Here is a 12,632-nt window from a genome sequence, read left to right on the forward strand (position 1 = left end):
GCAAAAAAACAATTTCAGCATCCTGTGATCCATCTCCGCCGTCGGGCGTAGTGAGGTTCAGATGCCCGGTGAGTCTCATATGAGCCATATAGCCGACTATGAAATCTTTGCCCGTGTCGTTTCGGCCGGCAGCCTCTCGGCAGCCGGGCGCGAACTTGGCTTGTCGCCGGCGGTGGTCTCGAAGCGGCTGCGCCGGCTCGAAGACAGCCTCGGCACCCGCCTTCTGCAGCGCACGACGCGGCAGATTGCGCTGACCGAGGCCGGACAGGGCTTCTACGAGCGTATCGTCGCCATTCTCGCCGCCGTCGAGGAAGCCGAAAGCTTCGTTTCACGCCGTTCCGCACAGCCCCAGGGCACGCTGAAGGTGTCCGCGCCGACCTCGTTCGGGCGCATGCACGTCGCGCCGCACCTGCAGGCCTTCATGCGCGACAACCCGGACCTCGCAATCAACCTCGTGCTCTCCGACGAATTCGTCGACATCGTCGGCGACGGCTTCGACCTTGCCATCCGCATCGCGGAACTGACCGATTCCAGCCTTGTCGCGCGCCGGCTCGCACCGGTGCAGCGCTTCCTCGTGGCCTCGGCCTCCTATATCGAGAAGCACGGCGAACCTGCCTCCATCACCGACCTGCAGAACCACGTGGTGCTTCCGGCCCACAACAACGAGCCTTGGCGTCTGGAAGGCCCCGACGGGCCCCTCGTCTACCGGCCGGAAGGCCCGCTGCTGACCAATTCGTCGGAAGTGCTGCGACAGGCGGTTCTGGCCGGCATCGGCATCGCGCTGCGATCGACCTGGGACGTCGGGCCGGAACTGGCATCGGGCGAATTGCGGCGCGTGCTGCCGGATTACTCGGCCTCGCGCAATGTCGGCATCTACGCGGTGTACCCGTCGCGCCGTTTCCTGCCGGTGAAGGTGCGACTGTTCATCGACTACCTGGCCGGGCTCTACGGCTCATCGCCATACTGGGAAGACGGCACGACGCCGAGCGCGCTGGCCGCCGAGTAAGGCTCAAAGCAGGAAGCGGAAAGGGCGTTCGCTGACTCCCTGCCTTGGAAGCATGAATTTCGCGAGCGCGGACCTCTGCAACTTCCGCTGAAACTGCTCTTCCCAAGCCGCAGTTTCGCGAGCGCGGACGTCTGCAACTTCCGCTGAAACTGCTCTTCCCAAGCCGCAGTTTCGCTAGCGCGGACCTCTGCAACTTCCGCTGAAACTGCTCTTCCCAAGCCGCAGTTTCGCGAGCGCGGACGTCTGCAACTTCCGCTGAAACTGCTCTTCCCAAGCCGCAGTTTCGCTAGCGCGGACCTCTGCAACTTCCGCTGAAACTGCTCTAGTCATGCTCACCATGGGCGCGGCGGATCCGGCGGACCATCCACCAGACGACGAATACCACGACCGGCACGCAGGCGGCGGTGACATATTCCGGTTTCAGCGCGTGGCCGAACAGGCTGACGCCCTTGGCGAGATAGCCGATGAGCCCGACGACGTAGTAGGACACCGCCGCCACCGAAAGACCTTCCACCGTCTGCTGCAGGCGAAGCTGCAACTGGGCCCGCTTGTTCATGGAGTTGAGCAGGGCGCTGTTCTGGCGTTGCAGGTCCACCTCGACCCAGCTCCTGAGAAGGGTCGTGGCGCGGGCCAGCTTGCGCGACAGGTTGGCCTGGCGCTCCTCCACCGACCGGCAGGTGCGCATGGCCGGTGCCATCCGCCGTTTCAGGAACGCCGTCCACGTGTCGTAGCCCGGCACCGGCTGCTCGCCAATCGCCGACAGGCGCTCATTGACGATGCCGTCATAGGCGCGGCTGGCCCCGAAACGGTAAAGGCTGGCCGCGGCATCGGCCTCCAGTTCGGAAGCCAGGTCGGTCAGTTCGGACAGCAGCGCCTGGCTGTCGGCATCGGCGCGGGCCCGCATTCGGTTGGTCACGTCGGCGAGGCGGTCCTCGATGCGGCGGATGCGCGGCGACAGTTCCTGCGCCAGCGGCAGGCCCAGCATGGCCAGCACGCGGTAGGTCTCGATCTCGATCAGGCGCTGGGCCAGTGCGCCGGCGCGCGCCGGGGTCAACCCCCTGTCCAGCACGAGAATGCGCGTCAGTCCGTCGCCATCCTGGCGGAAATCGGTGATCGCGGCTGCCTGGCCGTTCTCGACCAGGCTGAAACAGAGGCTGGCGGCGTCAAACCCGGCCACCAGTTTCTCCGTGGTATCGGTCCACTTGCGGATATCGAGGCGGACACCGCCGATCGCCACGCCGGGCGCCGGGAAGGAGGCGCCGAAGGGCGGGTCTTCCACGGGACGGCCCGTTTCAGGCGACAGCGGACCATTCCAGAGATAGGTGGAGAACTCGGTGTGCCGCTCCCAGCGGAGCGCACCCTTGCCGCGCAGGATCGTATGGTGGCGGGCGCCGCGATCGGGCGGTGCGACGCCGTTGGCGCGCGACAGTTCGGCCAGAACGGCATGGTCGACCGTGGTCCCGCCCTCGGTCATGAAGGACAGCTGGATCAGGCAGTGCGGCGTTTCGACCAGCGGCGCCGGGCGGGCATGAACCTCGCCCAGCGCGGCCGCGCGGCCCGGGTGCACCGGGAAGCCCAGAACGGTTGCCGCGAGCGAGCGATGCGGGTGCTCAGCGCCAGATGTCATTCGCCATTTCCCTCCTGCCGGCCCGCCCGTCCGGCGGCGTCTGTTTCCGGACTGAGACAGGCATGGGGTGGGAACCGGGAATTGGCAAGCCCCCAATCCATGCCCCTGCGCGACACGGCAAAAGCGGATTGCCGACAAAAGCGGCGGAAACTGGATAAACAAATTGACCAGTTCCGCCACGTGACGATAGAATCGCGCGAAAATGCCGCAGGGATGGACAACGCGCCTTGAACGAGATCTTTTCCAGGATCGAACATTCGCGAACTGCAGACGAGGTCGTCGAGCAGATCGAGGTCCTGATCCTTGAAGGCATCCTGCGCGTGGGCGACAAGCTGCCGGGCGAACGGGAACTGGCGCGACAGTTCGAGGTCTCGCGCCCGATCCTGCGCGACGCGCTGAAGGTGCTGGAGTCGCGCGGGCTCCTGGTGACGCGTCACGGCGGCGGCACCTACGTGGCCGACGTCATCGGCCAGGTGTTCACCAAGCCGGTGATGGAGCTGATTTCAAAGCACCGCAAGGCAACGGCGGACTACCTGGAGTACCGGCGCGAGATCGAGGGCGTGGCAGCCGAATATGCCACGCGGCGCGCGACGGACGACGACAAGGCGCTGCTGACCCGCATCATCGAGCGGATGAAGGCCGCCCACCAGAAGGACGACTTCGAGGAAGAAGCGGCCATCGACGTGGAATTCCACAATGCCATCGGCGAATGCGCGCACAACATCATTCTCCTGCACACGCTGCGCTCGTGCTACCGCCTGCTGCTCGACGGCGTTTTCTACAACCGCGCCATGATCTACAATTTTCCCGGCGCACGGGAGAAGCTGCTGGAACAGCACCTGGCGATCTACGATGCCGTGATGAGCGGCGACCCGGCGGCGGCACGCGCCGCGGCGGAAGCGCACATGGCCTATGTAGAGCATTCCATGCGCGACGCGGAGCGCACCGTCGACTGGCAGCGCATTTCCCGCTTGCGCCTGCGCCAGCGCACCGAAACATCCATCGAGTAACCCGAAAGCCCGTTTCATGCCCGAGAGTTCCCCTCCCCGCGTCGGCCTGTTCGTGACCTGCCTGGTCGACCTGTTCCGGCCCGCCGTCGGTTTCGCCGCCATCAAGCTGATGGAGGACGCGGGCTGCCGTGTGGACGTGCCGCGGGCGCAGACCTGCTGCGGCCAGCCGGCCTACAATTCCGGCGACCGCGCCGACACGCGTGCCATCGCCGAGCAGACCATCCGCGCGTTCGAGGACTTCGACTACGTCGTCGCCCCCTCCGGTTCCTGCGCCTCCATGCTGAAGAAGCACTACCCCGGGCTTTTCGCCGGCGACAAGGCATGGGAGGAGCGCGCCACGGCCTTCTCCGCCAAGTGCCACGAACTGGTCAGCTTCCTGACCGACGTGCTGGGGCTGGACAGCGTGACGGCCCGGCTGGACGCGGTGGCCACCTATCATGACAGCTGTTCCGGCCTGCGCGAACTGGGTGTCCAGGCGCAGCCGCGCAAGCTGCTGGCCAGCGTGGACGGGCTGACGGTCAGCGAGATGCGCGACCCGGACGTCTGCTGCGGCTTCGGCGGCACGTTCTGCGTCAAGTATCCCGACATTTCCAACGCCATCGTCGAGCGCAAGACCGCCGACATCACATCCACGGGCGCCTCGCTGCTGCTGGCCGGCGATCTCGGCTGCCTGATGAACATGGCCGGCAAGCTGAAACGCGAGGGCGCGGCGGTGGACGTGCGCCACGTGGCGGAAGTGCTGGCCGGCATGACCGATACGCCACCGATTGCCGGGAAGGGCTGACCCCATGCAGATCACCTCTCCGACCTTCAAGAAGAACGCCCGCGCGGCGCTGGATGACCGCCAGTTGCAGCGCGCGCTCGGCAACGTGCGCTCCGGCTTCATCGAGAAGCGCGCCCAGGCCGCGGCCGGACTGCCGGAATTCGAGGAATTGCGTGACCGGGCGCGCGACATCAAGAACCACACGCTCGCGCATCTCGACCTCTACCTGGAAGCTTATGAAAATGCAGTGGCCGAAGCCGGCGGCAAGGTGCACTGGGCGCAGACGGCAGCGGATGCGCGCGGCATCGTGCTCGACATCTGCCGGCGGGCCGGCGCGCGCACGGTGACCAAGGGCAAGTCGATGATCACCGAGGAGATCGGCCTCAACGAATTCCTGGAGTATTCGGGAATCGAGCCGGTCGAAACGGATCTCGGCGAATACATCATCCAGTTGCGCGGGGAACATCCGAGCCACATCATCGCGCCGGCCGTGCATGTCAACAAGGACCAGGTGGAAGAGGATTTCCGCCGCGTTCACACCCACCTGCCGCCGTCCCGCGACCTGTCGGAGCCGGAGGACCTGCTGGGCGAGGCCCGGCGCGTGCTGCGCTCGCGCTATTTCGAGGCCGATGTCGGCATCACGGGCGCCAATTTCCTGGTGGCCGAAACCGGGTCCTCGATCATCGTGACCAACGAGGGCAACGGCGACCTGACCCAGACGCTGGGCAAGGTCCACATCGTCATGGCCTCCATCGAGAAGGTGGTGCCGACGCTGGAGGACGTGTCGCAGATCCTGCGCGTACTGGCGCGCTCGGCGACAGGCCAGGAGATGAGCGTCTACACCACGCTGTCGACCGGGCCGCGGCGCGAGAAGGACCCCGACGGGCCGGACGAGTACCACGTCGTTCTGCTCGACAACGGGCGCTCGTCCATGCTCGGCACGGAATTCCAGGAGATGCTGCGCTGCATTCGCTGTGGCGCCTGCATGAACCACTGCCCCGTCTATCACACGGTCGGCGGCCATGCGTACGGCTGGGTCTATCCCGGGCCGATGGGCGCGGTGCTGACGCCGTCGCTGGTGGGCGTCGACAAGTCCGGCCACCTGCCCAATGCCTCGACCTTCTGCGGCCGCTGCGAGGCTGTCTGCCCGATGCGCATCCCGCTGCCCAAGATGATGCGGCACTGGCGGGAGCGGGAGTTCGAACGCGGGCTGAACCCGGCGACGCAGCGCTATGGCCTGAAGGGCTGGGCGTTCTTCGCCAAGCGGCCGCGGCTCTACCGTTTCGCCACGTCGATGGCGATCCCGATCCTGTCGGCCTTCGGCGGCGCGAAGCGGCGCTTTTCCTGGCTGCCGCTCGCCGGCGGCTGGACGAAGCACCGGGAATTGCCGGCACCGGAATCGCGGACCTTCATGCAGCAATGGGCGCAGCGCGAAGCGCTGAAGCAGGAGGCACGGCCATGAGCGCGCGCGACGCCATTCTCAAGCGGATCCGCGCCCAGGCCACGGCCGGCAGCGGCCGCGGCGACCGGGCGAAAGCCGTCGCGGACCGGCTGGCCAAGCATCCCCACGGGGTCATCCCGCAGCGCGGCCAGCTCGAACCGGCCGAACGGGTCAAGCTGTTCATCGCGAAGGCCGAAGGCGTGCAGGCGACCGTGCAGAGCGTGAAGTCGGGCGATGACGTGCCGAAGGCCGTGGCGACCTACCTGCGCTCGCGCAACCTGCCGGCCTCCATCCGGATCGGCGGCGACAAGCGGCTGAAGGCCATGCCTTGGGACAAGCAGAAGGCGCTGGAGGTCAAGACCGGCCCTTCCGACGGCGACGACCTGGCGGGTGTCAGTCACGGCCTTTGCGGCATCGCCGAAACGGGAACGCTGATGCTGACCTCGGGGCCGGACAATCCGACGACGATCAACTTCCTGCCGGAGCACCACATCGTGGTGGTCGATGCCGCCGATGTCGAGGGAACGCTGGAAGATGCCTTTGCCCGGCTGCGCAAGGCGTCCAGGCGCAAGGGCATGCCGCGGGCGGTCAACCTGGTCACCGGTCCGTCGCGGTCCGGCGACGTGGAACAGAAGATCATCCTGGGCGCTCATGGCCCGAAGGCGCTGCACATTCTCGTCGTCGGCAAGGCCAAGTGACCGATTCGGTCGGACTGGCGCTAGGCGATGCCGCGGCGCCGCCGGGCATGCGGCTCTATGCGATCGGCGATGTTCATGGCCGGCTCGACCTGCTTTCAGGCCTGTATCGCCGGATCCGGGCGGAGATCGAGCATGACCGGCCAGCGGACTGGCGCATCATCCACCTCGGCGATTACATCGATCGCGGGCCCAATTCCCGTGGCGTGCTGGATTTCCTGATCGACCTGACCGGATCCGACCGGCGGATTGTCGCGCTGGCCGGCAATCACGATCTCGGTCTGCCGTGGTTCCTGTCGGACCCGCGCCACAACACGCTGTTCACCCGCCACGGCGGCGCGGCGACCGCGGCCTCTTACGGGGTGACGGCCGACTTCGCCGACAACGCGGCGGCACGCGAGACCGCGCGCCGGCTCCAGGCCGCCATACCCGAGGCGCATACGCGCTTCCTGCTCGACCTGCCGCTCTCGGTTTCCTTCGGAGATTTCTTCTTCTGCCACGCCGGAATCCGGCCCGGTACCGCGCTGGATGCCCAGGACCGCCAGGACCTGATCTGGATTCGCGACGAATTCCTGGACTGGACCGGCCTGCACCCGAAGGTGATCGTCCATGGCCACACGCCGCGGGAAGACCCCGAACGCCGCGCGAACAGGATCAACATCGACACCGGCGCCTTCAAGACGGGGCGCCTGACGGCGGTTGCCATCGATGGCCGGGGAATACGGTTCCTGCAGACCTGATCGGCGCATAGCCGACAATGGCAAGCGACTTCGCCGCCGTGTCATGGCGCGTCGAAAGCCCAGCGAAATTCAGGAGGTTCAGTTCTTGAGCGCGACGATCCCGTAGCCGTCGTGTGCATGGACGTTCATGCGTCCGGCCGCGGCATCGCTGGCGTAAAACCCAATGCCCCACATGGCGACTGCGGTCAGCATAAAGACGGAAAGAAGTGTTGCTTTCACGGGATTCATCTCGATTTGCTTTCCGTAATACGTACGCCAAACAAGGTTACCATTCGGTTGCCACAACAACACGATGGTCTAAAGATTTGTTCCAAATTCTTTCGGCAGGCGCTCCCTGCCCCGACGCGGCTGGCTTATGTCATTAACCGACCGATTACCAGTTGTCTGTGACGGACTCCACACAGAAGGCGCGCCGTGTTGCATCGCGGCAACTTTTCACCTTTTTCTAACCAAGTGCGGCGGCCAGAAACCGCATTGACAGGCCCGGGGCCGGCGGGCCTAGCTTTCGACTTCGAAACGCGCACCGGAGCACCGCCATGTCCCTTCCCGTCGATCTCCCGGTCCTTGCCGCCTTTTGCGCGGCCTCCATGGCCCTGCTCATCATTCCCGGGCCGACCATCATCATGGTGGTGGCGCAGGCACTGGCCCACGGGCGCCGCGTCGCCCTGGCCAGCGTCGCCGGGGTGGCACTGGGCGATTTCATCGCCGCCAGCCTTTCTCTCGTCGGCGTCGGCACCATCCTGGCCGCCTCGGCCACGGCGTTCACCATCGTCAAGTGGATCGGCGCGGCCTACCTGGTCTGGATCGGCATCAAGATGTGGCGGTCGCCGGTGTCACCCGTCCTCGTCGGACCGGCAGAACCGGGGGGCGCAACGGCCCGCTGGCCGGTGTTCCGCGACGCCTTCCTCGTCACCCTGTTCAACCCGAAGGGCATCGTCTTCTTTCTCGCCTTCGTGCCGCAGTTCATCACGCCGGCGCACGACTTCGCCTCCCAGGCCCTGGTGTTCGTGATCGTCTTCACCGCGCTCGGTATCGTCAACGCGGCCGCCTACGCCGCGCTCGCCGGCACGGCACGGCAGGTCATCCGCCGCCCGCGGGTGCTCCGGGCCGCGACGCGGACGGGGGCGGGCTTCCTGATCTCGGCCGGGCTTGCCTCGCTGATGGTTCGCCGGGCGGTCTGATCCATGGCGCTGCAAAACCGGGTCGACCCTTTCGGCGTGCTGTTCGCGGATGCGGCGCGCGGGCTTTTCACCGGCAACCGCGGGATCATCCACGATCCGGATACGAAGACGCTGCTCGGCAATCGCTGGACCACCAAGGCCTGGATCTGCTGCAGCCTCGACTACAAGGGCCGGCGGCGGGACGTCTGGGGGCGCAACGGCCCGGAGGGCGCGGCTGGCTGGACCGAGTTGTTCTTCGCCGACGAGGTGACCGCGCTGGCCGCCGGCCACCGGCCCTGCTTTTTCTGCCGCCGCGCGGATGCGGAGGCCTTCCAGGCCGCCTTTGCGCAGGGAAGCGGCCAGGAGATAATGCCGGCGCCCGAGATGGACGCCATCCTGCACGGGGAACGGCGGCTTTCGATGGCCGGCGAGCCGCAACGCCTCTCCCCCATCGACCTGCCCGGACTGCCGGACGGCACCATGGTCGAGGCCGGCGGAACAGCCTATGCCCTGCGGGAACGCCGCGCACTGGCCTGGCGGCCGGACGGTTACGGCTCGCCGGCCGCACTCTCGGACCTGATGCGCGCACCGGTGACGCTGATCACGCCGCGCGCGACGGTATCCGCCCTCAGAAACGGATACCAGCCGGTCTGGCGCGGGGATCCGGCGGCATGAAACGTCCCGCCCCTTGACCTCTCTGACGGCCTCGGCCATCCCTTCTGCCATGCGCGCCAATTACAAGCTTCCCCGCCTCTTCCTCGACTCCGCCATGGCTGGCGGCATCGTGATCGAGGCCGATTCGCAGCAATCGAACTACCTTCTGAACGTGCTGCGGCTTGACGACGGCGCCGAACTGCTGGTCTTCAACGGTCGCGAAGGCGAGTGGCTGGCGCATGTCACCCGCGCGGGCAAGAAGAAGGCTGCCATCACGATTGCCGTCCAGACCCGGCCGCAGCCCGATGCCGCCGACCTCGTCTACTGTTTCGCGCCGCTGAAGGCCGGCCGCCTGGACTACATGGTGCAGAAGGCCGTCGAGATGGGTGCGGGCGTGCTGCAACCGGTGCTGACCCAGCATACGCAGGTCCACAAGCTTGGGCTGGACCGCATGCGCGCCAACGCCATGGAAGCGGCGGAACAATGCGGCATCCTGGCCATTCCCAACGTGCGCGAACCGGTGAAGCTCGACCGCCTGCTGGCGACGTGGGAGGCGGGCCGGCGGCTCGTGTTCTGCGACGAGGGCGCAGACAGCGACAACCCGCTGCCCATTCTCGCCGCGATCGACGAAACCAGGCTGGGCCTGCTGATCGGACCGGAGGGCGGCTTTTCCGAGGACGAGCGGCGCCAGCTTCACGCGCTTGATTTCGTGACCGCCATCCCGCTGGGCCCCCGCATCCTGCGCGCCGACACGGCGGCCGTGGCCGCGCTGGCCGTGTTGCAGGCCGCCCGCGGCGACTGGAGATGAGCCACATCAATTCCTGTTGACGCCACGTTCAGGACTTTTCGCTTGATCGGTGCGGCAGTTCTCGTCCATTGATGCCGCGCCAAGACGCGGCGCGCCCGCGACCGTGCGGCACGAGTGAAGGATTGCGTTTCATGGCGCGGGATACAACCGACGACCGGCCGCTTGGCGGCTTCGATGACATGGTGGGCTGGATGGAAGCGGGCTGCAAGCCCCGCGACCAGTGGCGAATCGGCACCGAGCACGAGAAGTTTCCCTTCTACATCGACGGCAACCGGCCCGTGCCGTATGGCGGCGACAAGGGCATCCGCGCCCTGCTGGAAGGCATGCGCGAGAAGCTCGGCTGGGAACCGATCATCGACGCCGGCCACATCATCGGCCTGGTCGAACCGACAGGCCAGGGGGCGATCAGCCTGGAGCCCGGCGGGCAGTTCGAACTGTCCGGCGCGCCTCTGGCGACGATCCACCAGACGTGCCGTGAGGGCAATGCGCACCTGGCGCAGGTCCGCGAGATCGCCGAGCCGCTCGGCATCCGGTTCCTCGGCATGGGCGCGAGCCCGAAATGGACGCTGGCCGACACCCCGCGCATGCCGAAATCGCGCTACGACATCATGACCGCCTTCATGCCCAAGGTCGGCAGCCAGGGCCTGGACATGATGTACCGCACCTGCACCATCCAGGTGAACCTGGACTTCGACAGCGAAGCCGACATGCGGCGCAAGATGCAGGTGTCGATGAAGCTCCAGTCGCTGGCCACGGTGCTGTTCGCCTCGTCGCCCTTCACGGAAGGCGAGCCCAACGGCCTGCAGAGCTGGCGCGGCGACATCTGGCGCGACGTGGACAACCAGCGCGCAGGACTGCTGCCCTTCGTCTTCTCCGACGACTTCGGCTTTGCCGACTATGCCGAATGGGCGCTCGACGTGCCGATGTATTTCGTCATCCGCGAGGGGCGCTACCGCGATGCCACCCACGTGACGTTCCGCCAGTTCATGGACGGCGCGCTGAAGGGCGAGGTCCCCAACCCGGAACCGACAATGGGCGACTGGACGAACCATCTCTCCACCCTGTTCCCTGACGTGCGGCTCAAGCGTTTCCTGGAAATGCGCGGCGCCGACGGCGGGCCGTGGCGGCGCATCTGCGCGCTGCCCGCCTTCTGGGTCGGCCTGCTCTACGACGACGAGGCGCTCGGCGCCGCCGAAGCCCTGGTCAAGCCGTGGACGGTGGAGGAAACGCAGATGCTGCGCGATGCCGCGCCGCGTCTCGGCCTCGACAGCGAGATCGGCGGGCGGACCCTGCACACGGTGGCGCGCGACGTGCTGGAAATCTCCCGGCTCGGCCTGCAGAACCGGAAATGCCTCAACGTCGACGGCTTCGACGAGGCCCATTTCCTCGCGCCGCTCGAGGAAATCGTGGCCCGCGGCACGACCGACGCGCAGGAGATGCTGGCAGCCTGGCACACCCGTTGGGATCACTCCGTCGAGCCGCTGTTCACGGAATATGCCTATTGATCGGGCCTTGCCCGCCGGTCAGGCCATCTTCGCGTTTGTCGTGTCGAAGCAAAACGGCTAGCCTTGTGGCATGTGACCCTATGCCGGAGGATTTGCCATGGCGCCGTTGCTCGACATGATGATGAACATGCAGAACGGCGAGGCCGTGCGGCAGATGGCGCGGCAATTCCAGCTGTCGCAGGAGCAGACCACCCGGGCGATGGAAGCCCTCATGCCGGCCTTCTCGGAAGGGCTCAAGCGCAATGCGCAGGATCCCTTCGGCGTTGCCAACTTCCTCAACGCGCTGGCGACCGGCCAGCATGCCCGCTACTGGGAGAACATGCAGGCGGCTTTCCAGCCGCAGGGCATCCAGAACGGCAACGGCATCCTCGGCCACCTGTTCGGATCGCCCGACGTGAGCCGTGCCATCGCGCGGCAGGCAGAAGCAGCGACGGGCATTGCCCAGGAAATCTACAAGCAGATGATGCCCGTGCTGGCCAACCTGGTGATGGGCGGGCTCTACAAGCAATCCACCGGCCAGGCCTCCCAGGCTGGCAGCTTCGGTGCGGCCGGCAACCCGATCGGCGACATCATCGAGCAGATGATGCGGCAGGGAACGGAGATGTGGACCGGCGGGCAGCAGCAACAGCGCACGCCGCGTGCCGAGCCGCAGAACCCGTTCGACAATCCCTTCGGCAAGATGCTCGAAGGCATGTTCGGAGGCGGTGCCCAGCCACAGCAGCAGCCGCAAAACCCGATGGCCAACAATCCGCTTGGCCGCATCTTCGAGGATTTTCTGCGCAGTGCGCAGGGCGGAAGCCCGGCGGCACCCGAACAGCCGGGCGACACTGCCGGCAAGGAACGGGCGACGGGCGGGACGGCCAACCCCTACGACAACATCTTCGGCGAAATGTTCGAAAGCGGGCGGCGCGCACGCGACGACTACCAGCGGAACGTCGAGAACATTTTCGACCAGTTCCTGAAGGGAATGGACCGTTCGCGCTGACGGCCCGGCGGCCGGGGTTTCATTTCCGGCCGCATTTGTGCTGCGCCAGGTGCGAGCACCTGACTGCAAAACGAGATATCCCGCGTCGCATTTGTGCTGCGCCAGGTGCGAGCACCTGCCTGCAAAACGAGATATTCCGCGTCGCATTTGTGCTGCGCCAGGTGCGAGCACCTGACTGCAAAACGAGATATTCCGCGTCGCATTTGTGCTGCGCCAGGTGCGAGCACCTGACTGCAAA

Annotated in this window: 13 protein-coding genes; 11 read left to right on the top strand and 2 right to left on the bottom strand. The window is 66.4% G+C overall.

Annotation, left to right across the window (positions count from 1 at the left end; translation table 11 throughout):
• The first annotated feature begins 79 nt into the window (after positions 1-79).
• Positions 80-1,006 carry a LysR family transcriptional regulator gene (locus tag CSC94_RS15000; RefSeq protein WP_099307168.1) on the top strand — a complete coding sequence of 309 codons (927 nt, stop codon included), beginning with the start codon at positions 80-82 and terminating at the stop codon, positions 1,004-1,006.
• Between the two features lie 322 nt (positions 1,007-1,328).
• Here the strand turns inward: CSC94_RS15000 and CSC94_RS15005 are convergent, their stop codons facing one another.
• Positions 1,329-2,633, bottom strand: coding sequence for a DUF3422 family protein (locus tag CSC94_RS15005; protein ID WP_099307169.1), 1,305 nt, complete (start codon positions 2,631-2,633; stop codon positions 1,329-1,331).
• 227 nt (positions 2,634-2,860) lie between these two features.
• Here CSC94_RS15005 and CSC94_RS15010 point away from each other — a divergent pair, with 227 nt between their 5' ends.
• From CSC94_RS15010 to CSC94_RS15030, 5 genes are read left to right on the top strand one after another with little or no spacing between them, the layout of a single operon-like run.
• Complete coding sequence (locus tag CSC94_RS15010; RefSeq protein WP_099307170.1) at positions 2,861-3,643, top strand: FCD domain-containing protein; 783 nt, start codon at positions 2,861-2,863, stop codon at positions 3,641-3,643.
• Between the two features lie 16 nt (positions 3,644-3,659).
• On the top strand, positions 3,660-4,427 hold the full coding sequence (locus CSC94_RS15015) for a (Fe-S)-binding protein (RefSeq protein WP_099307171.1): 768 nt from the start codon (positions 3,660-3,662) through the stop codon (positions 4,425-4,427).
• A gap of 4 nt (positions 4,428-4,431) precedes the next feature.
• A complete protein-coding gene (locus tag CSC94_RS15020; RefSeq protein WP_099307172.1) occupies positions 4,432-5,868 on the top strand; it encodes a LutB/LldF family L-lactate oxidation iron-sulfur protein in 1,437 nt (478 codons plus the stop codon).
• Complete coding sequence (locus CSC94_RS15025) at positions 5,865-6,545, top strand: LutC/YkgG family protein (protein ID WP_099307173.1); 681 nt, start codon at positions 5,865-5,867, stop codon at positions 6,543-6,545. The genes CSC94_RS15020 and CSC94_RS15025 overlap by 4 nt, the downstream gene beginning before the upstream one ends.
• Positions 6,542-7,282 (top strand): metallophosphoesterase family protein, encoded by a 741-nt coding sequence (locus tag CSC94_RS15030; protein ID WP_342585961.1) that lies wholly within the window; start codon positions 6,542-6,544, stop codon positions 7,280-7,282. The genes CSC94_RS15025 and CSC94_RS15030 overlap by 4 nt, the downstream gene beginning before the upstream one ends.
• Positions 7,283-7,360: 78 nt before the next feature.
• On the opposite strand, the gene CSC94_RS24670 is transcribed toward CSC94_RS15030, so the two are convergent.
• A complete protein-coding gene (locus CSC94_RS24670; protein ID WP_099307174.1) occupies positions 7,361-7,510 on the bottom strand; it encodes a hypothetical protein in 150 nt (49 codons plus the stop codon).
• Between the two features lie 308 nt (positions 7,511-7,818).
• On the opposite strand from CSC94_RS24670, the gene CSC94_RS15040 reads away from it, so the two are divergent.
• From CSC94_RS15040 to CSC94_RS15060, 5 genes are all read left to right on the top strand, one after another.
• Positions 7,819-8,463, top strand: a complete 645-nt coding sequence (locus tag CSC94_RS15040) for a LysE family translocator (protein WP_099307175.1) — start codon at positions 7,819-7,821, stop codon at positions 8,461-8,463.
• Positions 8,464-8,466: 3 nt separating this feature from the next.
• A complete protein-coding gene (locus tag CSC94_RS15045; protein ID WP_099307176.1) occupies positions 8,467-9,117 on the top strand; it encodes a hypothetical protein in 651 nt (216 codons plus the stop codon).
• A 49-nt stretch (positions 9,118-9,166) separates the two neighbouring features.
• Positions 9,167-9,904: a 16S rRNA (uracil(1498)-N(3))-methyltransferase gene (locus CSC94_RS15050; protein WP_099307254.1), complete on the top strand. Its 738-nt coding sequence runs from the start codon at positions 9,167-9,169 to the stop codon at positions 9,902-9,904.
• A gap of 131 nt (positions 9,905-10,035) precedes the next feature.
• Positions 10,036-11,409 (top strand): glutamate--cysteine ligase, encoded by a 1,374-nt coding sequence (locus CSC94_RS15055; protein ID WP_099307177.1) that lies wholly within the window; start codon positions 10,036-10,038, stop codon positions 11,407-11,409.
• Positions 11,410-11,506: 97 nt separating this feature from the next.
• On the top strand, positions 11,507-12,394 hold the full coding sequence (locus CSC94_RS15060; RefSeq protein WP_099307178.1) for a DUF937 domain-containing protein: 888 nt from the start codon (positions 11,507-11,509) through the stop codon (positions 12,392-12,394).
• The last annotated feature ends 238 nt before the right edge of the window (positions 12,395-12,632 follow it).

The sequence above is a fragment of the Zhengella mangrovi genome, assembly GCF_002727065.1.
Classification (GTDB): domain Bacteria; phylum Pseudomonadota; class Alphaproteobacteria; order Rhizobiales; family Rhizobiaceae; genus Zhengella; species Zhengella mangrovi.